A 22,888-nucleotide genomic window follows, 5' to 3' on the forward strand; every position below is an offset into this window, starting at 1 on the left:
CCGCCGCCCGCGCCAAGCGCGCCGCCGTGGCGAAGGCCGCGCCTCCGCCGCCGCCACCCGTGCCGCGCGGTACGCACTGGTCGTACGAAGGCGACAGCGGTCCCGCCAACTGGAGCAGGATCAATGTGGACTGGGCCAAGTGCGGCAATGGCAGCCGCCAGTCGCCCATCGATATCCGCGACGGCATGAAGGTGGAACTGGAGCAGATCAGCTTTGACTACCATCCGTCCTCGTTCAACGTGGTCGACAATGGCCACACGGTGCAGGTGGGGGTCAGCGGCGGCAATTACATCACGGTGCAGAACCGCATGTTCGAGCTGCAGCAATTCCATTTCCACCGGCCGTCCGAAGAGCGCATCAATGGCAAGGCGTTCGAGATGGTGGTGCACCTGGTGCACCGCGACGCGGAAGGCCGGCAAGCCGTGCTGGCGCTGTTGCTGGAGCGGGGCGCGCCGCAAGCGACCATCCAGACCGTGTGGAACAACCTGCCGCTGGAAAAATTCGAGACCATGCATCCCACCATCCTGCTCGACCCGGCCGAAATGCTGCCGACACGGCGCGATTACTACACCTACATGGGATCGATGACGGAGCCGCCTTGCAGCGAAGGCGTGCTGTGGATGGTGATGAAGCAGCCGGTGCAGGCATCGCCCGCGCAGATGGCGCTGTTCAGCCGCCTGTATCCCTTGAATGCGCGTCCGATCCAGCCTGCGAATGGCCGCATCATCAAGGAATCGAATTAAGCGCGCCTGAGAAAAGCCCATGGCGTTGTTACTCCGCCTCGTCGTACATGCGTACTGCCTTCGGCGAGGCGCCTGGCCCCGGACTTGTTCAGTCACTCCTAGGTAAATTCAAGGTGCTGGCGCCCGCTCCACTCGGCGCCGGCAGCCAGCGTATCGGGCTGGATCAGCGCCGGCTCGATGCAGATGAAGCGCGGCTGTTCGTCACCGGCCAGGTCGGGCAGGGCGGCCGCATCCTGCGCGCCCGGGTTCCACACGACGGCATCCGTAAAGCCCTGCTGCTCCAGGCGCAGCGCGTGGCCGCCGGACTGCAGGCTCAGGGCGCCCGGCAGCTGGTAGTAGATGCGGTCCAGCTTGTCGTCAAATTGCAGGAATTCTTCCGCCTGCAGGGCATCCTGCGGCGTCTCGTCCGAATAGCGCACGCGCTGCAAGCCCCCCACGCGCGCCTCGCTCAATTGATCGATCGCAAAATAGCTGTGCAGGGCGGCCGAGAACGGAAACGCCTGCTCGCCCGTGTTGTGCACGGACAGGCGCAATTCCAGCGTCTGTGCCTTGACGGCCACGCGCAGGCGCAGGGTGAAGGCCCAGGGCCAGGTGGCGGCGATCGCTTCCGGCAAGTCGGCCTGGGTCAGCGCAAATTGCGCCCATGCGGCGCCATCGGCGTCGCCCGTCGATTCCAGCTGCCAGGTGGCCACGCGCGCAAAGCCATGGCGCATGCCCGTGCCGCGCGCGCCGAACTGGGGGAAGATCACGGGCACGCCGCCGCGGATGGCGCGGCTGCCGTCGAGGCTTGATTCCCGGCTGCAGAACAGGCGTTCCCGCCCATCGCTGGTCTGCCACGACACCAGGTGGCCGCCGTACAGGGTGACGGTGGCCTGCGCACCATCGGCGGCACGGATGGTCACGGCCGGCAGCTGGCCAAAAGTGCTCTTGCTCATGCGGGTGTCCCTGTCAGGTCAAACGGCTTTTCGCCAGCGGCGGATTCTTGGCAAAGTAATTCTTGATGCCTGTGACGATGGCGTCGGCCATCTGGTCCTGGTAGCCGTTGTCGGTCAGCTTGGCTTCTTCTTCCGGATTCGAGATGAAGGCCGTCTCGATCAGGATGGAGGGGATGTCGGGCGCTTTCAGCACGGCGAAGCCGGCCTGCTCGACGGAGCCCTTGTGCAGGCGGTTGATGCCGCCGATTTCGCGCAGCACGGCCTTGCCCAGCTTCATGCTGTCATTGATCTGCGCCGTCGTCGACAGGTCGAGCAGCACGCTGGCCAGCTGCTTGTCGTGGTTCTTCACGTTGACGCCGCCGATCAGGTCGGCCTGGTTTTCCTTGTTGGCCAGCCAGCGCGCCGCCGTCGAGGTGGCGCCCTTTTCGGACAGCACGAAAACGGACGAGCCGCGCGCCGTCGGCTGGATGAACGCGTCGGCGTGGATCGAGACGAACAGGTCGGCCTGGACCTTGCGCGCCTTTTCCACGCGCATGCCCAGCGGGACGAAGAAATCGGCGTCGCGCGTAAGCATGACGCGCATGTTACTCTGCAGTTCCAGCTTGGTCTTGAGGCGCTTGGCGATGGCCAGCACCACGTCTTTTTCGCGGCTGCCCCGGCTGCCCATGGCGCCCGGGTCTTCGCCGCCGTGGCCGGGGTCGAGCGCGATGGTAATCATGCGCACCACTTTCTGGCCCGGCAGCGGGCGCGCCTCGGGGCGCTGTTCCGGACGGATGTCGGGCACGGGCGGCACGATGGGCGCTACCGGCGGCGCCACGGCGGCCACGGGCGGCTTGCCGCTGTCGGGCAGGGGCAGCGCGGGCGGCGGCGTATGCGTGCCGGCCATGGGCGGCTTGGCCGGATCGCTCGACCAGTCGCCCTTCTCGATCATCTGCGCGATCAGGTCCGGCTCGTGCACGGGGTACAGGTCGAAGATCAGGCGGTGGTTGTAGGAGCCGGCCGGCGGCAGGGTAAACAGCTGCGGCGTGACTTCCTCTTTCAGGTCGAACACCAGGCGCACCACGTTGGGCCGGTTCTGGCCCACGCGCACCTGCTTGATGTACGGGTCGTTCGACTGGATCTTCGCCACCAGGCCCTTCAAGGTGGGATTGAGCTCCAGCCCTTCGATGTCGACCACCAGGCGTTCCGGGTCCTTGACGATGAAGTGGGTCGCCTTCAGGATGCTGTCGTTTTCCAGGGTGACGCGGGTGTAGTCCTCGGCCGGCCAGACGCGCACGGCGAGGATTTGCGCCGCCATCGCCGACATGGGCGCGAACACGGACAACAGCAGGGTGCCGCCGGCCTTGAGTACCGTGCGCCGGGTGATGGGCGAGGAGATCAAAGGTTCGGGGCGAATTTGAGACGGTGAAGGCATGACAGACCCAATTCAGAAGACGCTTGCAATTCTACATCACGTCCTGTACCCGCAACGTTCAAATAAACATTCAGGTCGGCCGGCGGCAGCACCGGTTCGGCTTTCTCCGGCCATTCGACGATGCAGATATTGTGGCCGTTGAAGTCTTCGCGAAAACCCGCGTCGAGAAATTCCTCGGCGCTGCCCATGCGGTACAGGTCGAAGTGGATGACGTTGACGCTGTGGCCATCGAGTTGCACCGTGTACGGTTCGGACAGGGTATACGTGGGGCTCTTGACGTGGCCCGCATGGCCGGCCGCGTGCAGCAGGGCGCGCGTGAGGGCCGTCTTGCCGGCGCCCAGGTCGCCGTGCAGGTAGATCGCCAGGCCGGGCGCCAGTGCGCGCGCCAGCGCGGCGCCCAGCGCGGCCGTGCCGGCTTCGTCGTGGAGGTGGGCGGTGAAGTGTTCGGTCATTGTCGCTTGGTGTGAGTGATATCGCATAAAATAGAGGCTCATGCCATTGTAACCGCCCGCGCCCCCGCCGTTCTCCGTAAAGCCCCCTATGTCCGCCACCGCCACCGATCTTGCCTCCCTGGCGCGCTCCATCAAGCAATGGGGGCGCGAGCTGGGTTTTGCCGAGGTGCGCATCGCCGATGTCGACCTGTCGCACATGGAAGCGCCCTTGCAGGCCTGGCTCGATGCAGGGTACCACGGCGAAATGGACTACATGGCCAGCCACGGCATGAAGCGTGCGCGCCCCGCCGAACTGGTGCCGGGCACGGTGCGCGCCATCAGCGCGCGCATGAACTACCTGCCGCCGGCGCTGGGTCCCGACTGGCGCGCGCATGAGGCGGCGCGCGACGCCGACCCCGCGGCGGCCGTGATCTCCGTGTATGCGCGGGGCCGCGACTATCACAAGGTGATGCGTTCGCGCCTGCAGCAGCTGGCCGAGCTTATCCGCGGCGAGATCGGCGACTTCGGCTACCGCGTGTTCAGCGATTCGGCGCCCGTGATGGAAGTCGAGCTGGCGCAAAAGGGAGGGCTGGGCTGGCGCGGCAAGCACACCTTGCTGATCAACCGCCAGGGCGGCTCCTTCTTCTTCCTCGGCGAGATCCTGGTCGACGTGCCGCTGCCCGTCGATGCGCCGGAAACGCCGCGCTGCGGCCAGTGCTCGGCATGCATCACGGTGTGCCCCACGCAGGCGATCCTGGGGCCGTACCAGCTCGATGCGCGCCGCTGCATCTCCTACCTGACCATCGAATTGAAGGGCGCCATTCCCGTCGAAATGCGCCCTCTGATCGGCAACAAGGTGTACGGCTGCGACGATTGCCAGACCGTCTGCCCGTGGAACAAGTTCGCCCAGCGCGCCGTGGTGCCCGATTTCGACGAGCGCCATCGCCTGGGCAGCGCCGGCATGGTGGAACTGTTCGCCTGGACGGAAGAGGAATTCAACCGCCGCATGGAAGGCAGCGCGATCCGCCGCATCGGCCACGAACGCTGGCTGCGCAACCTGGCCGTCGGCATGGGCAATGCGGCCGCCAAGGCCAGGGGGCAGGCGGACATCGTCGCGGCCCTGCTGTCGCGCCGCGCGCACCCGTCGGCCATCGTGCGCGAACACGTCGAATGGGCGCTGGCCCTGCACGGCATCGCTTAACCTCCTCTCAAGCCTGTTTCAGGCGCAGCGCCGACCATTCCGCGTCGATGGCGACCATCGCCACGCTGTCGAGCCCCACGGTTTGCGCAAAGCCGCGGATATCGTCGCGGTGGATGTCGCTGCCCGCCTTCACGCCGCCCTTGCGGTACGCCACCCACAGCGCGCCGCCGGTCGCCAGGCGCGCCCGCGCCGCCGGCAGGTGCTGCTCCAGTTCCGCGCGGCTGCGCGCGAACAGCAATATCCAGTCGGCGCTGCCTCCTTCGCCCGCCCGCCGCCCGGCCGGCAGCTGCGCCAGCAGGGCAGCGTGCTCGCCGCCGTCATTGAGCACGGCCAGGGCCTGGGCATTTTTCACATACATTTTGTCAGCGGTGGTCTTGTCAGGCATGGCAGGGGCGTGTCGATTGGGGAACCGCGAGCATAACAAATTTCTCCTTGACTTATCGATATATCGTTATAAAATGACGATACCTACTAACGATATATCTTTAAAGAGAAAACATGAGAAACTCACATCACGCAGAACACGGCCACGGCGGCCACCACCACCATCACGGCCATTGCGGCCAGCAGCACCATCACGGCGAGCAGCGCCACGGACACGGCCATGAGCACCGCAGTGACTACTATTTGCACGGCCGCGGCCCGCGCGGCTTCGACGAGCGCGGCGACGGCATGGGGCATGGCGGCCCCGGTGGGCGGGGCGGGCGCGGCGAACGGGCCGAGCGCGTCTTCGGCCGCGGCGACCTGCCGCTGATCGTGCTGGCGCTGATCGAAATCAGCCCCCGTCATGGCTATGAAATCATCAAGGCCATCGAAGAGCGTTGCGGCGGCGCGTATGCGCCCAGCCCGGGCGCCGTGTATCCGACCCTGACCTTGCTGGAAGAGCAGGACTACGTCACGTCAGGCGAAAGCGCCAGCGGCAAGAAGCTCTACACGATCACGGACCTGGGCCGCGCCTACCTCGACGAGAACCGCGCCCAGGTGGACGGCATCCTGGCCCGCCTCGACATGTTCGCCCGCGTCCAGGCGCGCAATGCCTTGCCCGAACGCGTGCGCCAGGCCATGCACACCCTCAAGCATGCGCTCTTGCTGAACAAGAGCAACTGGAGCGAAGCGGAAGCCGAGCGCGTATCGGCCGTGCTGGAACAGGCGGCCAACGCCATCGTCGACAGCCACTGAGCCCACTTTACAAGGACAAGCAATGACTACCGCCTCACCAGCATCACCTGCAGCACCTCGTCCGCATGCCATCGAGCGCGTGCGCCATGACTTGAAACTGCGCGTGCTCACCGTCGTGCGCACGGAGCAGCTGACGCCGCACATGCGCCGCATCACCCTGGCCGGCGACGACCTTGAAGGCTTTGTCTCGCCCGCGCACGACGACCACGTGAAACTGTTCTTCCCCGCTCCGGGCCAGGCCAGCCCCGTGTTTCCCGTGCTGGGCAATGGCGCCAACCCGATCCAGTACGCGGAAGGGGCGCGCCCCATCGCCCGCAACTACACGCCGCGCCGCTACGACGCCGCGCGGCGCGAGCTGGAAATCGACTTCGTGCTGCATGGCGACGGTCCCGCGGCCAGCTGGGCGGCGCAAGCGGCGCCCGGCCAGACCCTGGGCGTGGGCGGCCCGCGCGGCTCGATGCTGGTGCCGCTCGATTTCGACTGGTATGTGCTGGTGGGCGACCAGACGGCCTTGCCGGCCATCGCCCGCCGCCTGGAACAGCTGCCGGCCACGGCGCGCGCGATTGCCGTGATCGACATCGTCGAAGACGGCGAGCAGGTCGCGCTGGACAGCGCGGCGCAGCTGGACGTGCGCTGGGTAGCGCGCAATGGCCGCAGCGGCGCCTTGCTGCTGCAGGAACTGGCGAAGGTCGCCTTGCCGCAGGACGGCGACGGCTACGTATGGGTGGCGTGCGAGCATGCGCAGGTACAGGGCTTGCGCGGGCATTTCATTGAAGCCGGGGTGCCGAAACAGCATTTGCACGTGGCCAGCTACTGGAAGCATGGCGTGGAAGAGCACCACGAGCACCATGACGACTGATTAAAGCCGGGGTCAGACCCCCTCATGCGTCGACGTATGATATTACGTCGACGCGTTTGAGGGTCTGACCCCAGATTTCAACTTACTTCAACAACCCCGCCAGCTCCACCGCCGTCTTGACCTGCATCTTGTCGAAGATATGCGCGCGGTGGACTTCCACGGTGCGCATGCTGATGCCCAGCTTGTCGGCCACCACCTTGTTCATCTTCCCCGCCAGAATCAGGTCCAGCACTTCGCGCTCGCGCGTCGACAGGGTGGCCAGGCGCGCGTGCACGGCGGCCAGTTCGCCTGCCTGGCGCGAGTTGGCCAGCCCCTGCTGCACGCGGTCCATCAGGTCGTTGTCGTTGAACGGCTTTTCAAAGAAGTCGAAGGCGCCCCGTTTCAGGCTGTCGACGGCCATCGGCACGTCGCCGTGGCCGGTGAGGAAAATCACGGGCAGGCGCGCCGTCAGGTCGCGCTTGACCAGCTGGTCGAACAGGGCGATGCCGTTCATGTCGGGCATGCGCACGTCGAGCAGCACGCAGTCGCCGGCGGCATCGAAGCTGCCGTCCAGGCTGTCGAGGAATTGCTGGGCGCTGGCGTAGTTGCGCGCCTCGATGCTGCGCGAGGCGGCCAGCCAGGACAGGGAGTCGCGCACGACCTCTTCGTCGTCAATGATGTGTAGCATGGTGTCTCCGGCTTGTCGTTGTTGTCGCTTAGTGCGGCGCGCGCGGCGCAGCCGGCACGCTGAATGTAAAGATAGTACCGCCAACGGGGTTGGCGCTGAAGGTCAGCGCGCCGCCGTGAAATTCGATGGCGGTGCGGCAGATGTTCAGGCCCATGCCCATGCCTTCGGACTTGGTCGAGAAAAACGGCGAAAACAGCCGCTCCGCCACGTCCTGGGGAATGCCATGGCCATGGTCGATCACGGCCACCGTCACCATGCCCTGCTGCGCGTCGTGGCTGGCCCGCAGGCGCATGATACGCCGTCCCGGCGCCGTATCCTGCATGGCCTCGATGGCGTTGCGCGTCAGGTTCAGCAGCACTTGTTCGATCATCACGGGATCGGCGCGCAGCAGCGGCAGGTCCGCCGGCAGCTCTTCCTGGATGGTGACGTAGTATTTGCGCGCCTGCAGGTCGATCAGCGCGCGGATGCCGTCGATCAGGGTGCGGATGGCGATATCCTGGCGCTGCGGTTCGCTCTTGCGCACGAAATCATGCACGCTGCGGATGATCTGGCCGGCCCGCTGCGCCTGCGCGCTGGCCTGTTCCAGCGCCGGCTTCAGGGTGTTCGGCTCGACGGGCGCGCCGCTGTCGATGGCGCGGCGGATCAGGTTCAGCGCGCCCGTCGTGTAGCTGGAAATGGCCGCCAGCGGCTGATTCAATTCATGCGCCAGCATCGACGCCAGCTCGCCCATGGTGGCCAGGCGCGAACTCGTTTGCAGCTTTTCCTGCTGCTGGCGGTTCAGTTCCTCGACCCGCTTGCGGTCCGAGATGTCGAGCACGGAACCCATCCAGCCCGTCTGCTGGCCGTTCTTGTCCACCAGCGGCGCCTCGAAGATCAGCACGGGCACGCGCGTGCCGTCCGGACGCTGGAAATAGGTCTCGAACTGCGGCGTGGGATTGCCGGCCAGCGCCTTGACGAAGCGCTGCTGGTATTCTTCCAGCGCCTCGGGCACCCAGTAGGGCATGGGCGGCAGACGCCCCAGGATTTCCTCGGGCGGATAGCCGACGATCTGGCAGAACGCGGGATTGACATAGGTGACGCGGCCTTCCAGGTCGCGCGCGCGCATGCCCGTCACCAGCGAGTTTTCCATCGCCGTGCGAAACAGCATCTGCTGGCGCAGCGCGCCTTCGGCCACCAGGCGGCGCGAAATATGCCGCCACAGGGCCAGCAAGCTCCACAGCAGTCCCAGCGACAGGGCGATGACGGAGCCGACCAGCAGGTTGGGCAGCAGCTTGGGCTGGCTTTTCACGCTGTCGGTAAACAGGGTGATGGTGGCGCCGGGCACGTCGAGCGCGCGCTTGTGCGTGTACACGCCATGGCCGGGGCCGGCCGCGGCGCGCCGCGCCAGCACCTTGTCGTCGCGGTCGATCAGCGAAATCTGGTTATCCTGGGCGAACCACCACGGCACCATTTCATCGAGCAGGCTGCTGATCTGGTAGGTGGCCACCAGGCTGCCCACATAGCGCTGGCCGTCGAACAGGGGCTGGTGGTAATCCATCAGCATGGCGCCGGGCGGCGCGTCGGGAAAGCCGCTCTGCTGCGAAGGCTGGGCGTACTGGCCCCGGTGCAGGCGGCGCGCATTGTCGGCGGCCGTCAGCGAGGCCGGCGAGAACGACAGCGCATGCGGCAGGCTGTTGTCGCTGGTCGCCAGCACCTTGCCGCTGGTGTCGAGCCACAGCACGCGCTGCAGTTCGCGGCCGTTGCGCAGCATCTGCTGCAGCCGTTCGTGCACTTTTTCCGCGCCCAGCGAGGCGCTGGCGATGTCCACCCCCAGGTTGAACAGGCTTTCCTCGTTGCGCGCCAGCTGAAAGCGGATGGTCTGCTCCACCCACAGGGTGTCGGCGATCAGCTGCTCCTGGCGCTCGTTGCTCTCCATCTGGCGCGCCTGCCAGGGCAGCCAGAACAGGATGGACAGGAACAGCAGCAGCAGGATCACGGGCAGCAGCCAGCGCATCGGGCTCGATAGCTTGAAGCGGCGCGCAAAAGTGGGGGAAGTCGGCATGGCTGGCAGGGTAGCGGCTTATCGGGAGCCGGCTATTGTGGTTAACCACAATAGCCGCAGTAGTTTCTTTGGCACAATATCCAAATAGACAAAAAATAAAGTTTTTAAAAAAACCACTCAGGAGACAAAAAATGCAACTGCCGCCTATGAAAACCCTGTTCGTCGCGCTGTGCGCCGCCATCGGCGCCACCGCCGGCGTCCACGCCTACGCGCAAGCGCCCATCGTCATCAAATTCAGCCACGTCGTGGCCACCGACACGCCGAAAGGCCAGGCCGCCGAACGCTTCAAGCAACTGGCCGAAAAAGCCACGAACGGCAAGGTGAAGGTCGAACTCTACCCGAACAGCCAGCTGTACAAGGACAAGGAAGAACTCGAAGCCCTGCAGCTGGGCGCCGTGCAGATGCTGGCGCCGTCGCTGGCCAAGTTCGGCCCCCTGGGCGTGAAGGAATTCGAAGCGTTCGACCTGCCCTACATCTTCCCCACCAAGACGGCGCTGTACAACGTCACCGAAGGCGAAATCGGCAAGAGCCTGCTGAAGAAACTGGAACCCAAGGGTATCACGGGCCTGGCCTACTGGGACAACGGCTTCAAGGTGATGTCGGCCAACAAGCCGCTGCATACGCCGGCCGACTTCAAGGGCCTGAAGATGCGCATCCAGTCCTCGAAGGTGCTCGACGCGCAGATGCGCGCGCTGGGCGCCAACCCGCAGGTGCTGGCCTTCTCGGAAGTGTATCAGGCGCTGCAGACGGGCGTGGTCGACGGCACGGAAAATCCGCCATCGAATATGTACACGCAAAAGATGCATGAGGTGCAAAAGCACGTGACCGTGTCGAACCACGGCTACCTGGGCTATGCCGTCATCGTCAACAAGAAATTCTGGGATGGCTTGCCGCCCGAAATCCGCGCCCAGCTGGAAAAAGCCATGCGCGAAGCGACCACGTTTGAAAAAGCCATCGCCCAGCGCGACAATGACCAAGCGCTCGACGCCATCAAGAAAGCGGGCAGGACGCAGATCTATACCCTGACGGTGCAGGAGCAGGCCGAATGGCGCAAGGCGCTGGCGCCCGTGCAGAAAGCCATGGAAGGGCGCATCGGCAAGGACCTGATCTCGGCCATCAACAAGGAAAGCGCGAAGTAAGCCGCAGGCTGTAGCGCGCCGCGCCGCCTGGCGCGGCAGGCAGGCCATCCCTGCCAGTCCGTTCGAACGGCTCCTGCGCGTCCTGCGCGGGAGTGCGTGCACCCGCATTCTTTGAAAGTCCACCATGAAATTTCTGGATCACCTGGAAGAGTGGCTGATCGCGTCCCTGATGGGCGCCGCCACCTTCATCATCTTCGTCGCGGTCGTGCACCGCTACCTGGCCGGCTTGCCGATCCCCGTCGTGCAGGACTTCCTGATTCAAATCAATACCAGCTGGGCCCAGGAACTGTGCATCTACATGTTCGTCTGGATGGCCAAGTTCGGCGCCGCCTACGGCGTGCGCACGGGCATCCACGTGGGTGTCGACGTCCTGATCAACCGCATGAACCCCCGCTGGCGCGACCGCTTCATCGTCTTCGGCCTGGCCGCCGGCGCCCTGTTTACGGGCATCGTGGGGACGCTGGGCGCCAGTTTCGTGTGGTCGATCGGCCACACGGACCAGACCTCGGCCGACATGGAAATCCCCATGTGGCTGGTCTACCTGGCCGTGCCGCTGGGTTCCTACCTGATGTGCTTCCGCTTCCTGCAGGTGATGGTGCATTTCATCAAGACGGGCGCCTTGCCCAAGCACGACCACTCGCACGTCGAGGGCCTGGACGATGAATTGACGGCGGAAGAAAAAGGAGCCAAGGCATGAACGCGCTGATTATTTTTGTATTGCTGCTGGCGCTGATGCTGACCGGCATGCCGATTTCCATTTCGCTGGGCCTGACGGTACTCACGTTCCTGTTCACCATGACCAGCGTGCCCATCGAATCGGTGGCCCTGAAGATTTTCACGGGCATCGAGAAATTCGAAATCATGGCCATCCCGTTCTTCATCCTGGCGGGCAACTTCCTCACGCATGGCGGGGTGGCGCGGCGCATGATCAACTTCGCCAGCTCCATGGTGGGCCACTGGCACGGCGGCCTGGCGCTGGCCGGCGTGATGGCGTGCGCGCTGTTTGCCGCCGTCTCCGGTTCCAGCCCCGCCACCGTGGTGGCGATCGGCTCCATCATCCTGCCGGCCATGGTCAAGCAGGGCTATCCGCGCGGTTTCGGCGCCGGCGTCATCACCACCTCGGGCGCCTTGGGCATCCTGATACCGCCATCGATCGTGATGGTGATGTATTCCGTCAGCACCAACACCTCCGTGGGCAAGCTGTTCATGGCGGGCGTGATTCCCGGCATGATGCTGGCCATGCTGCTGGGCCTGACCACGTGGTTTTTGGCGCGCAAGCATAACTATCCCCGCATGCAGAAGGCCAGCTGGGGCGAGCGCTTCGTCACGTTCAAGAAGAGCGCCTGGGGCCTGCTGCTGATCGTCATCGTCATGGGCGGCATCTATTCGGGCGCGTTCACGCCCACGGAAGCGGCCGCCATGGCTGCCGTGTACGCCTTCATCATCGCCGTCTTCGTCTACAAGGACTTGAAGATCAAGCAAGTGGGCAAGGTCTTGCTCGACTCGGCCGCCATGTCGGCGATGCTGTTGTACATCATCACGAATGCCGTGCTGTTCTCGTTCCTGATGACCAGCGAAAACATCCCGCAGGCGATGGCCGAATGGATCACGGGCAAGGGCCTGGGCGTGGTCAGCTTCCTGCTGGTGGTCAACGTCCTGCTGCTGTTGGCGGGAAACGTCATGGAGCCGTCGTCGATCGTGCTGATCATGGCGCCCATCCTGTTCCCCGTCGCCATGAAGCTGGGCATCGATCCCGTGCACTTTGGTATCTTGATCGTGGTCAACATGGAAGTGGGCATGTGCCATCCGCCCGTGGGCTTGAACCTGTACGTGGCTTCCGGCATCACGAAGATGGGCATTTCCGAACTGACCGTGGCCGTGATGCCGTGGCTGCTGACGATGCTGGGCTTCCTCGTGCTGATCACCTACGTACCACAAATCTCGCTGTGGCTGCCAAATTTAATTTACAACTAAAATAACTGTCCCCGTCATGGTGCAAAAAAAGTCGATCCTGCCGAATAAATGCGCTATGATGGGCGGCCTTACGGGGAAACACGTATAAGCATATACGCCCTGGTAGCAAGGCTGACATACAGAATTGGTAACAAGGTTGGTGGGGGAGTGGTCTATAAAAACGGTATTGATACCGGGGATATATTGAGGAGACACACGTTTCACAGAAGTTGTTGAGTCATAGCTGTCTGCGGCCACAAGCCGGCACCGGCGGACCCAAACGACCGGGAACGTGAAGCAATATTTGAAGCGCACCGGCTGGTGCGCTTTTTTTTCGTGCCCCGGAAACGTCCGCCGGCACCCCCAAAGTCGGTGCATAATCGCCGTGGCGCCGTCTCCGGCGCCGGCAGGTTGCATATATGCCACACTTGAATAATGATCAGCAGATGAAAAAACAACAGGGCAGTGAACTGTTCAGCGCCATCGTGGCCGCGCCGTTCGGCGCCATGGGCGTGCGCACGCTGGATGGCCAGTTGCGCGAACTGGTCTACCTGCCGCCGCACTTTGCGGAAAAAGACGCGCAGGATGCCGTCTCCGCACTCGCGTGCGCGCAGCTGGCGCGCTATTTCCGCGACCCCGATGCGCCGTTCGACCTGCCCCTGGCCGCGCAGGGCAGCGCCTTCCAGCACAAGGTCTGGGCCGCCATCGCGCAGATTCCGCGCGGCAAGGTGCGCACGTATGGCGACGTGGCGCGCTTCATCGGTTCGGCGCCGCGCGCCGTCGGCCAGGCATGCGGCGCCAACTGGTACCCGCTGGTGATCCCGTGCCACCGGGTCACGGCTGCCGGCGGCCTGGGCGGCTTTTCCCACCACGACGACGCCGACGGTTTTCACCTGGGCGTCAAGCGCTGGCTGCTGGCGCACGAAGGCGTCGAGGGGATGCGGTGGTCGGCACGATGATGAACAGCCTGCTGGCGCCCGATAACGCCACCCTGATCGACGAATTCTGCGACAGCCTGTGGCTGGAAGACGGCTTGTCGAAAAACTCGCTGGACGCCTACCGGCGCGACATGCGCCTGTTTGCGCGCTGGCTGGAAGTGAACCGGCCCGGGCGCGCGGGCCTGTACGACGTGTCCACGGCCGATATCGAAGCGTATTTCGCGGCCCGCCACGACGAGAGCAAGGCGACCTCGTCGAACCGGCGCCTGTCCGTGCTCAAGCGTTTTTACCAGCTGGCCTTGCGGCACAGGCATATCGCCGCCGACCCCTGCCTGAAGATGGTGTCGGCCAAGCAGCCCGCGCGCTTCGTGCATACCTTGAGCGAAGCGCAGGTGGAAGCGCTGCTGGCGGCGCCCGATGTGAACACGCCGCTGGGCCTGCGCGAGCGCACCATGCTCGAACTCATGTATGCGAGCGGCTTGCGCGTGTCGGAACTGGTGGACTTGAAATCCGTGGAGCTGAGCCTGAACGACGGCGTGCTGCGCATCACGGGCAAGGGCAGCAAGACGCGCCTGGTGCCGTTCGGCGAACAGGCGCGCCTGTGGATCGAGCGCTACCTGAAGGAAGCGCGCGGCGTCATCCTCGACGGGCAGATGGACGATGCGCTGTTCGTCACGCGGCGCGGCGGCGCCATGACGCGGCAAATGTTCTGGGTCGTGATCAAGAAGCATGCGCTGAGCGCCGGCATCACGGCGCCGCTGTCGCCGCACACCCTGCGCCACGCGTTCGCCACCCATTTGCTGAACCATGGCGCGGACTTGCGTGTTGTGCAATTGTTACTGGGGCACTCCGATATTTCCACCACGCAGATTTACACGCATGTGGCCCGCGAACGGCTGAAACTGCTGCATGCGCAGCATCATCCGCGAGGCTAAACATTTGGTGTTTGGCCCAACTACGTCATAATGTGCCTTATGTGCTTATCTGTAACATCTAAAAACTAAAGAGGTAGTAAATGGCCAAGACAAATTTCCAATACGAAAAACGGCAAAAAGAGCTGGAAAAGAAGAAGAAAGCCGAGGAAAAAGCCAGGCGCAAGCTGGAAGCGAAAAACAATCCCAAGCCGGCCGACGGTGCCGAGGGCGATGAGCCGGAAGCGGACGACGTTGACACCGCCGCCGACGGCGACGCTCCCGTGCAGCCGCAGTAATTCCCCGTTCTTCCTGACCGGTGCGGCATGGCCGCGCCGGCCCCGCCTCGCATTTTCCTTCCCCTTGCTATAACGTCGGCCGCCGGCCGATGGCCAGTTGCAGCTGCGTGCTGGCGATGGCCGCATCGGCGCGCGCCTGCACATAGCCCTGGTAGGCCTCATCGGCCGAACGCTGCGCCGCCAGCCATTCCAGCAGCGAGGCATTGCCGCTGAAGTAGGACAGGCGCATGCCATCGACCACCTTTTGTGCATCGACCAGCACGCCGTCGTGGTAGCGCGCCAGCCGCTCCTGCGCCGCGCGCAGCAGCTGCTGCGCCGTGCGCACTTGCGTTTCCGCTTGCAGTTCCGCCTGGCGCAAGGCCAGCATCGCCTGCGTGACGCCGGCTTCGGCCTGCACCACGTCGCCCTTGTCGCGCCGCGACAGGGGGATGGGGATGGCCAGCGAGACGGACAGCACGCGCGAGCGGGACGCGCCATCGACGGGATTGCCGCTGCCGTCGATACCGTCATGGTAGCCGCGCGCGGCGGCGAGGCCCAGCGTGACGGTGGGGTCGACGGAGCGGTTGGCGCGCACGAGCGCCGCGCCGTCGCGCAGATTGTCCAGCGTGGCGCGGGCGATGCGCACGTCGCTGCGGGCGTCGAGCGCCAGCGGCACGAGGGTGCTGGCATCGCCGCCGTCCACCACGCTGAAATCGCAGGCCAGCTGCGCCTGCGGGAACAGGGCGTCGAACGGGCGTCCCAGCGGCGGCGACAGGTTCAGCATGGCGCTGTCGGCCTCGCTGCGCGCCTGCGCCAGTTCGGCCTGGAACTGGTCGCGTTCCACGCGCGACTGCAGCAGCTCGATGCCGCCCACGTCGCCCGCCTTGCGCCGCACCGTATTCGCTTCCACCACTTTCGACAGGGCCGCCATGGTCTGCTGCTTGCGCGCGGCCACTTCGCGCGTGCGGCACGCTTCCGTGAACGCCGCCGCGGCCGTGCCATACAGTTCGCTCCTGAAGCCGGCCACCGTTTCCTCGGCCAGCGCGACATTGCTGTGTGCCGCTTTCAGGCGCGCGGCGCGCTTGCCGCCTGTCTCGATGGCCATGCTGATGGCCGGGTTCCACGTGACGGGACGGTGCTCGACGCTGCGCACCGTCTCGCGCGTGGCGCCCAGGGTGAACTCGGGATCGGGACGCAGGCCGGCGATGCCGATGCCCGCCTTGGCCGAGACGATGCCCTGCTGCTGCGCCTGCAGTTCCAGGCTGTTGCTCTCCACGGCGGACAGGTAGGTCTCGAAGGTCAGGGGGGCGGCGGCGGCACAGGGCGCCAGCAGGCAGGCCGCCAGGATGCAATTAAATCGTGTCATGGGTCGTTCCTTCCGTTTGCGTCTGGCGCTTTGCTACATACGCCTCGATCAGGTAATACAGGGCCGGCAGCAGCAGCAGGGTGAGCGCCGTGGCCGTCACCAGGCCGCCCACCACCACGGTGGCCAGCGGGCGCTGCACGTCGCTGCCCAGGCCCGTGGCCAGCATGGCCGGCGTCAGGCCCAGGGCGGCCACCGTGGCCGTCATCAGCACGGGGCGCATGCGGTCGCGCGCGCCTTCGAGCACGGCGTCGCGCAGGCTTTTTCCCTCTTCGCCGCGCAGGCGGTTGATCTGCGCCAGCATCAGCACGGCATTCAAGACCGCCACGCCGAACAGGGCGATGAAGCCCACGGCGCTCGACACGTTCAGGGTCATGCCGCGCAGGTGCAGCGCGGCCAGGCCGCCCAGCATGGCCAGCGGCACGGCCAGCAAGACCAGCGCGGGCTGGCGCAGGTTGCGGAACTGGCCGAACAGCAGCAGGAACATGGCGCCCAGGGTCATCGGCAGGATCAGGGCCAGCCGGCTTTGCGCGCGCTGCAGGTTCTCGAACTGGCCGCCCCATTCGACGCTGATGCGCTGGTGCTCGTTGGCCACGGCCTGCGCCACCAGCGGGCGCGCTTCGGCCAGGAAGCCGGCCAGGTCGCGCCCGCGGGCATTCAGGCGCACGATGATGTGGCGCCGTCCCATTTCGCGCACGATCACGCTTTCGCCCGAGGTGGTGCCGATGCTGGCCACCTGCGCCAGCGGCACCTTGGCGCCGTTGGCGGCCGTCAGCATCAGGTTGGCGACGGCGTCGGGGCTGGAGCGCAGTGCGGGGGGAAAGCGCACGGAGATGTCGTAGCTTTTCTCGCCCACGTAGACCTGGCCGATGGGCGCGCCGCCGATGCCGGTGGAAATCAGGTCGGCCACGTCGGCCGCGTTGATGCCGTAGCGGGCCGCCTTCGCCCTGTCCAGTTCCACCTTCAGGTTGGGCAGCGGCGGTTCCACGTCCACGGCCACGTCGGAAGCGCCAGGGACGCCTTTCAGTACGCTGGCCACCTTGCCGGCGATGCGGCGCACTTCATCGAGGTCGTTGCCGAAGATTTTTACCGTCAGGTCGCTGTGCGCGCCCGACAATTTATCCTGCACGCCGTCGATCATCGGCTGCATGAAGGCCACCGTGTAGCCGGGCATGCGGGCGAAGCGCTCGTTCATTCTGGCGATCAGCTGCTGCTTGCTGATGCCGGACTTCCAGCTTCTGTACGGATGCAGCCCCACGCTTGCCTCGATGTGCGACGGCGTCCAGTAATCGGTGCCGTCGTCGTTGCGCCCCGTCTGCGTGACGATGGTCGACACTTCGGGAAATTCCAGCGCGGCGCGGCGCAGTTCGCTGGCCATCTCGGAAGCCTTTTCCAGGGTGATCCCGGGCGGCATCTGCACCTGCAGCCATAACGATCCTTCGTCGAGATAGGGCAGGAAGTCGCGCCCGATGGTGCCGCCCAGAAGGGCCAGCCCCGCCAGCGAGGCGGCGCAGACGGCGGCCACCCAGCGCCGCCTGCCCACGGCGCGCTCGAGGAAGCGGCCATAGGCGGCCGCCAGCCTTTCCAGCACGCGGTTATGGAAGGTGCGGCGCGGCTTGCGCAAGGCCAGCCAGGCCAGGCCCGGTATCAGCACCAGCGCCACCACCAGCGCGCCCACCAGTGCCGCGCCCACCGCATACGCCATGGGCGAGAACAGCTTGTATTCGATGCGCTGAAAGGCGAACAGGGGCAGGTAGGCGGCGATGATGACGGCCATGCCGAACATGATGGGGCGCGCCACCTGCAGGGTGGCCTCGATGGCGTCCTGCAGTGTCAGGGGCCGTTCCTGTTCCCGTTCGCGGCGGCGCAGCATGTTTTCCAGCACCACCACGGAACCGTCGACGAGGATGCCGAAGTCGATCGCCCCCAGCGACAGCAGGTTGGCGGGAATTTTAAAGTGGTGCATGAAGATGAAGGCGATCAGCAGGGCCAGCGGGATCGTCAGCGCGACGATGGCGGCCGCGCGCGGGCTGCCCAGGAACAGCAGCAGCACCAGGGCGACCAGCAGCATGCCTTCGCCCAGGGTAAATCCCACCGTGTGCAGGGTGGCGTCGATCAGCGAGCTGCGGTCCAGATAGGGTACGACCTTGACGTCCTTCGGCAGCAGATTGGCATTCAGGTCGTCGACGGCCGCATGGATGCCCGCCAGCGCCTCGGACGGGTTGAAATCCTTCAGCAGCAGGGTGATGCCTTCGATGGTGTCGGGGTTGTCGTCCTTGCCGAGGATGCCGCGCCGCTCCACGTTGCCGTAGGCGAGCTTGCCCAGGTCCTTCACCAGCACGGGCACGCCGTTCTTGCTGCTGACGACGACGTTGCCCATGTCGTCGAGCGAGTGCAGCAAGCCCACGCCGCGCACCACGTACGATTGCTGGCCGCGGTCGATGACGCTGCCGCCGCCGCTGATATTGTTGGCGTTGATGGCGTCCTTGACCTGCGCCAGCGAGAAGCCGTAGCTGTCCAGTTTTGCGGGGTCGAGTTCCAGCATGAACTGCGTGGTGAGTCCGCCGAAATTGCTCACATCGGCCACGCCGCGCACCTGCTGCAGGCGCGGGATCACGGTCCAGAACTGCAGCTCGGACAATTCGCGCAGGCTGCGGCTTTTCGATTCCAGCGTGTAGCGGTAGATTTCGCCCGTGGGCGAGGTGTAGGGATCGAGCCCCGGCTTGGCCTCGTACGGCAGGTTGACGCTGGCGAGCCGTTCCTGCAGCCGCTCGCGCGTGAAGTAGCCGTCGCTGCCATCCTCGAACACCACCGTGATCAGCGACAGCGCGAACAGGCTGCGCGTGCGCAGCACATGCATGCCGGGCGTGCCCAGCAGCGCGCGCTCCAGCGGAATGGTGATCTGCTGTTCGATTTCCTCGGCGCCCAGGCCCGGCACCTGCGTGACGATCTGCGAGGTGACGTCGGCGATGTCGGGATAGGCCTCGATGGGCAGCTGCTTCCAGCTGTACACGCCGTAGGCGGCGACGAACAGCAGTACCAGCCAGACGATGCCGCGCCGCTGGCAGCAGGTGGCGATGAAACGGTCAATCATTGAGCAGCACTCCTTCCTTGACGACGATGCGCTCGCCCGCCTTCAGGCCCGAGACGATTTCCACCTGCCCGCCATGGCTGGCGCCCACTTCCACCGTGCGCGGCGTGAACAGCAGCGCGCTGCGCTCCACCATCACGCGCGTCGACAGGCCGCTTTGCAGCACGGCCGATGCCGGCACCACGATGGCGCGCCGGCTGGCGCCGGCAAAACCCGCGTGGGCGAACATGCCCGGCTTGAAGGTGCCGGCGCGGTTGTCGATGGCCACGCGCACCTTCACCGTGCGCGTTTCCGCATCGAGCACGGCGCCCACGTACGCGACCTTGCCCTCGAAATGCTTGCCGGGCCAGGCGTCGACACTGATGCGCGCCGTCTGGCCCACGGCCACCTGCGCCAGGTCTTTCTCGGCCACGTTGGCCGACAGCCAGACGGTGGACAGGTCGGCCACCGTCATGACGGGCGCGTTGATATCGTTCCAGTAGCCGCCCTGGGCGCCGTCCATGGCGATCACGGTGCCGGCAATGGGCGAGCGCAGCACGTAGTCGCGGCGCGAAGCGCGCGCGCTGGCGCCGTACTGGGCCAGCTTGTCGGCGCTGGCCTGGGCGTCGCTGTTGGCTTGCGCGAACGCGGCCTGCGCCGATTCGTATTCCTTGCGCGCGGCGATTTCCGCCTCGAACAGGGTTTTCTGGCGCTCCAGTTCCTGGCGCGCCTGCAGCAGGGCAGACCTGGCTTTGCTGTCGTCCGCGTAGGCGGCGCTCAGTTCCGCCGAGTCCAGCGTGAACAGGGGCTCGCCCGCCTTCACGCTGTCGCCCAGTGCCCGCTGCAATCGGGTGATGCGCCCGGCCAGGGGCGGCGTGATCTTCACCAGTTTTTCGGGCATGGCTTCGATGCTGCCCGGCGCATCCGTCTGCGTGGCGATATCCTGTTCCAGCACGGCGGCGACCTGCAGGCGCTGGCGCAGCGGCGACAGCTTGTCGACGGCGATGCTGCCGTCGTCCAGATGGCGCGCCTGGGCTGGCGATTCGGCGGGCGGCGTGGCCGCCGCCGTCGGTCTGGCGCAGCCGGCAAGGGCCGAGCAGCTGAGGGCCACGGCGAGCGCGCAGCAGGCGCCCAGGGTGTTGCGGGTGGTCGTGTTCATCCCGTGTTTCCTTGTTGTTGGTGGTGATGGGGCATGCGTGGATGCCATGCCCAGGCGGGCGGTCAGAAGGGGCGCAGGTGGCGCGGACAGCGTCACTACAGCGCCGGAAAAGCATAGCAAGGCCGTCCTGAAGAAGCGCCCAAGAACGCCTGAATCATTCTTCAGGTTGCGCGCGCGCGCAGTGCGGCGCGGTAAAATGCAGGCATGGAAAACACGGCGCAATGGGAAAGGCAGGCATGAGAATCCTCCTGGTGGAAGACGACCGCAAGGCGGCGCGCCTGCTGGCGCGGGGCTTGCAGGAAGAAGGCTTCGTCGTCGACGTGGCCCACAGCGCCGAGGAAGGCGAAGAGGAAAGCTACGCCGTCGACTACGACCTGATCGTGCTGGACTGGATGTTGCCGGGCAAGCAGGGCATCGATTTTTGCCGCGACCTGCGCGCGCGCGCCATCCAGACGCCCGTGCTGATGCTGACCGCGCGCGACGCCACGGCCGACCGGGTGGCGGGCCTGAACACGGGTGCCGACGATTACCTGACCAAGCCGTTCGAATTCGAGGAACTGCTGGCGCGCATCCGCGCGCTGCTGCGCCGCTCCGACATCAGCCGTCCGCTGGTGCTGGCGCTGGCCGACCTGACGCTCGATCCCGTCAGCCACCAGGCCACGCGCGCCGGCGTGCCGCTGGTGCTCACGCCCAAGGAATACGCAATCCTGCTGATCCTGCTGCGCCAGGCGGGCGAAGTGGTCAGCCGCGCGCGCCTGGCCGAGCAGATCTGGCAGGCGGACCTGATCGGCATCGACAACCTGATCGATGTCCACGTGCGCAACCTGCGGGGAAAAGTCGATGCGCCGGGCTTGCCGGCCTTGATCCACACGGTGCGCGGACGCGGCTTCCGCCTGGCGGAAAACAATGGTGGCTAGCTTTCGCAAGCGATTGCTGCTGGTGCACCTGGCCGTCATCCTCGCCATCGTCGTCTGCACCGCGCTGGCCGGCTACTGGGGCCTGTCGCGCGCCGTGCATGGCCAGCTCGATGCGGCCCTGCTGGCGCTGGCCGAGACGGAAATGGCCATGCTGCCGGCCGCGCCGCGCCAGCCCGTGCAGGTGCACGAGGTGGCGTCCGGCCTGGCGCCGCCGTCGTTGACGCGGCTCGACCGCCTGGTGCAGATCATCGATGGCGATGGCCGCGTGCTGGCGCGCAGCCGCAACCTGGAGGCGGCGCAGCTGCCGGCCTCAGCGGCCCTGCTGGCGCGCCTGGCGGCCGGCGACACCGTCTTCGAAACCCTGCCCAAGTTCGGCGAGGAGCCGCTGCGCATGGTCTCCGTTCCCGTGCCTACCTCCGGCGCACGCCTGGCGGTGCAGGTGGCCGGCTCGCTCGACGACGTCAACCACGTGCTGGCCGCGGCCACGGTGCTGTTTGGCGCCATGGCGCTGGCCCTGCTGGCGGCCGTGGGGCTGGCCGGCGAAATGCTCACGCGCCGCGTGCTGGGCGCCATCGACGACGTGGTGCGGCAGGCGCATTCGATCGGCGAGGCCAGCCTGCACCAGCGCCTGCCCCATCCCGGCACGCGGGACGAGATCGGCCGCCTGGTCGATACCCTGAACGCCATGCTGGACCGCCTGGAACACGGCTACGACGCGCAGCGGCGCTTCACGGCAGACGCGTCGCATGAATTGCGCTCGCCCCTGTCGCGCCTGCGCACGGAAATCGAGATCACCCTGCGCCGCCCGCGCGAGTCGCCCGAATACGTCGACGCGCTGGCCTCCTGCCTCGATGAAGTGCAGCGGCTGACGACCCTGGTGGAAGAACTGCTGATGCTCACGCGCCTGGACGTGGGCCAGGAGCGCAATGCCGTGGAAACGGTCGCGCTCAATCCGCTCGTGCGGGCGGCGGCCCAGCGACTGGAAAAGCCGGCAGCGCAGCGCGGCATCCGCATCGTCGTCGATGCAGGCGCGCCCGTGCACGCGCGCGTGGCGGCCGGTCCCGTGGACCTGGTGCTGGCCAACCTGCTCGACAACGCCGTGAAGTTTTCGCCGTCCGGCAGCGTCATCAGCGTGCACGTGGCGCGCGACGGCGGCGACGCGCTCGTTGGCGTGAGCGATGCCGGACCGGGCATCGGCGTGGAAGACTTGCCGCACCTGTTCGAGCGTTTTTACCGGGGCGCCCAGGCGCGCGCGGGCGAGGCGCCCGGCTTCGGCCTGGGCCTGGCCCTGTCGCAAGCCATCGTGCACGCATACGGCGGCAGCATCGAGGCGCAGAACCGCCCGCAAGGCGGCGCGCTGTTCATCATGCGCCTGCCCGCTTCAGGCTGAAGGCGCGACGCCTTCCCAGCGCACTTGCCGCACCTGCGGCCAGGCGCCCGCGCGGTTGACGAAGCGCACCAGCACGGCGCGCTGCACGGCCTGGCACAGCACCGTGGCGATCAGCCGCACCACCTGCCTGGCCTCGTCCCAGCTGCGCTGCATCTGCGCCGGCGCCAGGCCCGCGCCCTTGAGTTCGGCCAGCAGCAGGCGCACCACGTGGTCGGCCTGCGCGGCCGGGCAGGTGACGGTCAGGCGGTAGGTGGCGACGGCGGGACCGCGCCGGGCAATCCAATGGAAGAATTTTTTCAT

Annotated in this window: 22 protein-coding genes; 12 read left to right on the forward strand and 10 right to left on the reverse strand. The window is 66.1% G+C overall.

The features are described from left to right. Positions 1-743, forward strand: a 743-nt coding sequence (locus tag GCN74_RS10485) for a carbonic anhydrase (RefSeq protein WP_152256631.1), incomplete at its 5' end; no start/stop codon positions are given. Between the two features lie 98 nt (positions 744-841). Here GCN74_RS10485 and GCN74_RS10490 read toward each other — a convergent pair. From GCN74_RS10490 to tsaE, 3 genes are read right to left on the reverse strand one after another with little or no spacing between them, the layout of a single operon-like run. Beyond that, entirely contained in the window at positions 842-1,678 is an 837-nt protein-coding gene (locus GCN74_RS10490) for a D-hexose-6-phosphate mutarotase (RefSeq protein WP_152256632.1), read from the reverse strand. 13 nt (positions 1,679-1,691) lie between these two features. After that, a complete protein-coding gene (locus GCN74_RS10495) occupies positions 1,692-3,092 on the reverse strand; it encodes an N-acetylmuramoyl-L-alanine amidase (protein WP_152256633.1) in 1,401 nt (466 codons plus the stop codon). After that, complete coding sequence (tsaE, locus tag GCN74_RS10500) at positions 3,056-3,544, reverse strand: tRNA (adenosine(37)-N6)-threonylcarbamoyltransferase complex ATPase subunit type 1 TsaE (protein ID WP_152256634.1); 489 nt, start codon at positions 3,542-3,544, stop codon at positions 3,056-3,058. Before tsaE ends, GCN74_RS10495 begins: the two co-directional genes overlap by 37 nt. Before the next feature lie 88 nt (positions 3,545-3,632). Between tsaE and queG the strand changes: the two genes are divergently transcribed. Further along, complete coding sequence (queG, locus tag GCN74_RS10505) at positions 3,633-4,724, forward strand: tRNA epoxyqueuosine(34) reductase QueG (RefSeq protein WP_152256635.1); 1,092 nt, start codon at positions 3,633-3,635, stop codon at positions 4,722-4,724. A 7-nt stretch (positions 4,725-4,731) separates the two neighbouring features. Here the strand turns inward: queG and GCN74_RS10510 are convergent, their stop codons facing one another. Continuing rightward, positions 4,732-5,076: a DUF3052 family protein gene (locus tag GCN74_RS10510; protein WP_193317033.1), complete on the reverse strand. Its 345-nt coding sequence runs from the start codon at positions 5,074-5,076 to the stop codon at positions 4,732-4,734. Positions 5,077-5,222: 146 nt separating this feature from the next. Here GCN74_RS10510 and GCN74_RS10515 point away from each other — a divergent pair, with 146 nt between their 5' ends. Together GCN74_RS10515 and GCN74_RS10520 are read left to right on the forward strand one after the other, a co-directional pair. Continuing rightward, positions 5,223-5,903 carry a PadR family transcriptional regulator gene (locus GCN74_RS10515; RefSeq protein WP_152256637.1) on the forward strand — a complete coding sequence of 227 codons (681 nt, stop codon included), beginning with the start codon at positions 5,223-5,225 and terminating at the stop codon, positions 5,901-5,903. A 22-nt stretch (positions 5,904-5,925) separates the two neighbouring features. Beyond that, positions 5,926-6,762, forward strand: coding sequence for a siderophore-interacting protein (locus tag GCN74_RS10520; protein WP_152256638.1), 837 nt, complete (start codon positions 5,926-5,928; stop codon positions 6,760-6,762). Positions 6,763-6,844: 82 nt separating this feature from the next. On the opposite strand, the gene GCN74_RS10525 is transcribed toward GCN74_RS10520, so the two are convergent. Both GCN74_RS10525 and GCN74_RS10530 read right to left on the reverse strand, forming a co-directional pair. Further along, positions 6,845-7,429: a response regulator transcription factor gene (locus tag GCN74_RS10525; protein ID WP_034780029.1), complete on the reverse strand. Its 585-nt coding sequence runs from the start codon at positions 7,427-7,429 to the stop codon at positions 6,845-6,847. A gap of 28 nt (positions 7,430-7,457) precedes the next feature. Then, positions 7,458-9,470: a PAS domain S-box protein gene (locus tag GCN74_RS10530; RefSeq protein WP_226938980.1), complete on the reverse strand. Its 2,013-nt coding sequence runs from the start codon at positions 9,468-9,470 to the stop codon at positions 7,458-7,460. A 146-nt stretch (positions 9,471-9,616) separates the two neighbouring features. Here GCN74_RS10530 and GCN74_RS10535 point away from each other — a divergent pair, with 146 nt between their 5' ends. From GCN74_RS10535 to GCN74_RS10560, 6 genes are all read left to right on the forward strand, one after another. Next, positions 9,617-10,609 (forward strand): TRAP transporter substrate-binding protein, encoded by a 993-nt coding sequence (locus tag GCN74_RS10535; protein WP_152256735.1) that lies wholly within the window; start codon positions 9,617-9,619, stop codon positions 10,607-10,609. A 124-nt stretch (positions 10,610-10,733) separates the two neighbouring features. Beyond that, a complete protein-coding gene (locus GCN74_RS10540) occupies positions 10,734-11,306 on the forward strand; it encodes a TRAP transporter small permease (protein WP_152256639.1) in 573 nt (190 codons plus the stop codon). Then, a complete protein-coding gene (locus tag GCN74_RS10545; protein WP_152256640.1) occupies positions 11,303-12,583 on the forward strand; it encodes a TRAP transporter large permease in 1,281 nt (426 codons plus the stop codon). The genes GCN74_RS10540 and GCN74_RS10545 overlap by 4 nt, the downstream gene beginning before the upstream one ends. A gap of 425 nt (positions 12,584-13,008) precedes the next feature. Beyond that, positions 13,009-13,521, forward strand: a complete 513-nt coding sequence (locus tag GCN74_RS10550; RefSeq protein ID WP_152256641.1) for a methylated-DNA--[protein]-cysteine S-methyltransferase — start codon at positions 13,009-13,011, stop codon at positions 13,519-13,521. Continuing rightward, a complete protein-coding gene (gene xerD, locus GCN74_RS10555; RefSeq protein ID WP_226938981.1) occupies positions 13,518-14,435 on the forward strand; it encodes a site-specific tyrosine recombinase XerD in 918 nt (305 codons plus the stop codon). Before GCN74_RS10550 ends, xerD begins: the two co-directional genes overlap by 4 nt. Before the next feature lie 80 nt (positions 14,436-14,515). After that, on the forward strand, positions 14,516-14,710 hold the full coding sequence (locus GCN74_RS10560) for a hypothetical protein (protein WP_152256642.1): 195 nt from the start codon (positions 14,516-14,518) through the stop codon (positions 14,708-14,710). A 67-nt stretch (positions 14,711-14,777) separates the two neighbouring features. Here GCN74_RS10560 and GCN74_RS10565 read toward each other — a convergent pair whose 3' ends face one another. The 3 genes from GCN74_RS10565 to GCN74_RS10575 are packed head-to-tail and all read right to left on the reverse strand — an operon-like array spanning position 14,778 to position 20,281. Then, positions 14,778-16,055: a TolC family protein gene (locus GCN74_RS10565; RefSeq protein WP_152256643.1), complete on the reverse strand. Its 1,278-nt coding sequence runs from the start codon at positions 16,053-16,055 to the stop codon at positions 14,778-14,780. Beyond that, positions 16,042-19,146, reverse strand: a complete 3,105-nt coding sequence (locus GCN74_RS10570) for an efflux RND transporter permease subunit (RefSeq protein WP_152256644.1) — start codon at positions 19,144-19,146, stop codon at positions 16,042-16,044. Before GCN74_RS10570 ends, GCN74_RS10565 begins: the two co-directional genes overlap by 14 nt. Further along, a complete protein-coding gene (locus tag GCN74_RS10575; protein ID WP_152256645.1) occupies positions 19,139-20,281 on the reverse strand; it encodes an efflux RND transporter periplasmic adaptor subunit in 1,143 nt (380 codons plus the stop codon). The genes GCN74_RS10570 and GCN74_RS10575 overlap by 8 nt, the downstream gene beginning before the upstream one ends. Positions 20,282-20,517: 236 nt before the next feature. On the opposite strand from GCN74_RS10575, the gene GCN74_RS10580 reads away from it, so the two are divergent. Further along, a complete protein-coding gene (locus tag GCN74_RS10580; protein ID WP_152256646.1) occupies positions 20,518-21,198 on the forward strand; it encodes a response regulator transcription factor in 681 nt (226 codons plus the stop codon). Beyond that, positions 21,191-22,588, forward strand: a complete 1,398-nt coding sequence (locus GCN74_RS10585) for a sensor histidine kinase (protein ID WP_193317043.1) — start codon at positions 21,191-21,193, stop codon at positions 22,586-22,588. Before GCN74_RS10580 ends, GCN74_RS10585 begins: the two co-directional genes overlap by 8 nt. Here GCN74_RS10585 and GCN74_RS10590 read toward each other — a convergent pair. Beyond that, on the reverse strand, positions 22,580-22,888 hold the full coding sequence (locus GCN74_RS10590; protein WP_193317034.1) for a hypothetical protein: 309 nt from the start codon (positions 22,886-22,888) through the stop codon (positions 22,580-22,582). The genes GCN74_RS10585 and GCN74_RS10590 overlap by 9 nt on opposite strands.

This window comes from Janthinobacterium sp. FT14W (assembly GCF_009208755.1).
In the GTDB taxonomy this organism is placed as follows: Bacteria; Pseudomonadota; Gammaproteobacteria; order Burkholderiales; family Burkholderiaceae_D; genus Janthinobacterium; species Janthinobacterium violaceinigrum.

What these genes read in the sequence shown, in the direction of transcription:
- queG (WP_152256635.1), top strand. Translation starts at nt 3,633, where the DNA reads ATGTCCGCCACCGCCACCGATCTTGCCTCCCTGGCGCGCTCCATCAAG.
- GCN74_RS10545 (WP_152256640.1), top strand. Translation starts at nt 11,303, where the DNA reads ATGAACGCGCTGATTATTTTTGTATTGCTGCTGGCGCTGATGCTGACC.
- GCN74_RS10575 (WP_152256645.1), bottom strand. Translation starts at nt 20,281, where the DNA reads ATGAACACGACCACCCGCAACACCCTGGGCGCCTGCTGCGCGCTCGCC.
- GCN74_RS10590 (WP_193317034.1), bottom strand. Translation starts at nt 22,888, where the DNA reads ATGAAAAAATTCTTCCATTGGATTGCCCGGCGCGGTCCCGCCGTCGCC.
- GCN74_RS10520 (WP_152256638.1), top strand. Translation starts at nt 5,926, where the DNA reads ATGACTACCGCCTCACCAGCATCACCTGCAGCACCTCGTCCGCATGCC.
- GCN74_RS10540 (WP_152256639.1), top strand. Translation starts at nt 10,734, where the DNA reads ATGAAATTTCTGGATCACCTGGAAGAGTGGCTGATCGCGTCCCTGATG.
- GCN74_RS10565 (WP_152256643.1), bottom strand. Translation starts at nt 16,055, where the DNA reads ATGACACGATTTAATTGCATCCTGGCGGCCTGCCTGCTGGCGCCCTGT.
- GCN74_RS10570 (WP_152256644.1), bottom strand. Translation starts at nt 19,146, where the DNA reads ATGATTGACCGTTTCATCGCCACCTGCTGCCAGCGGCGCGGCATCGTC.
- tsaE (WP_152256634.1), bottom strand. Translation starts at nt 3,544, where the DNA reads ATGACCGAACACTTCACCGCCCACCTCCACGACGAAGCCGGCACGGCC.
- GCN74_RS10515 (WP_152256637.1), top strand. Translation starts at nt 5,223, where the DNA reads ATGAGAAACTCACATCACGCAGAACACGGCCACGGCGGCCACCACCAC.
- GCN74_RS10535 (WP_152256735.1), top strand. Translation starts at nt 9,617, where the DNA reads ATGAAAACCCTGTTCGTCGCGCTGTGCGCCGCCATCGGCGCCACCGCC.
- GCN74_RS10580 (WP_152256646.1), top strand. Translation starts at nt 20,518, where the DNA reads ATGAGAATCCTCCTGGTGGAAGACGACCGCAAGGCGGCGCGCCTGCTG.
- GCN74_RS10490 (WP_152256632.1), bottom strand. Translation starts at nt 1,678, where the DNA reads ATGAGCAAGAGCACTTTTGGCCAGCTGCCGGCCGTGACCATCCGTGCC.
- xerD (WP_226938981.1), top strand. Translation starts at nt 13,518, where the DNA reads ATGATGAACAGCCTGCTGGCGCCCGATAACGCCACCCTGATCGACGAA.
- GCN74_RS10560 (WP_152256642.1), top strand. Translation starts at nt 14,516, where the DNA reads ATGGCCAAGACAAATTTCCAATACGAAAAACGGCAAAAAGAGCTGGAA.
- GCN74_RS10495 (WP_152256633.1), bottom strand. Translation starts at nt 3,092, where the DNA reads ATGCCTTCACCGTCTCAAATTCGCCCCGAACCTTTGATCTCCTCGCCC.
- GCN74_RS10550 (WP_152256641.1), top strand. Translation starts at nt 13,009, where the DNA reads ATGAAAAAACAACAGGGCAGTGAACTGTTCAGCGCCATCGTGGCCGCG.
- GCN74_RS10530 (WP_226938980.1), bottom strand. Translation starts at nt 9,470, where the DNA reads ATGCCGACTTCCCCCACTTTTGCGCGCCGCTTCAAGCTATCGAGCCCG.
- GCN74_RS10525 (WP_034780029.1), bottom strand. Translation starts at nt 7,429, where the DNA reads ATGCTACACATCATTGACGACGAAGAGGTCGTGCGCGACTCCCTGTCC.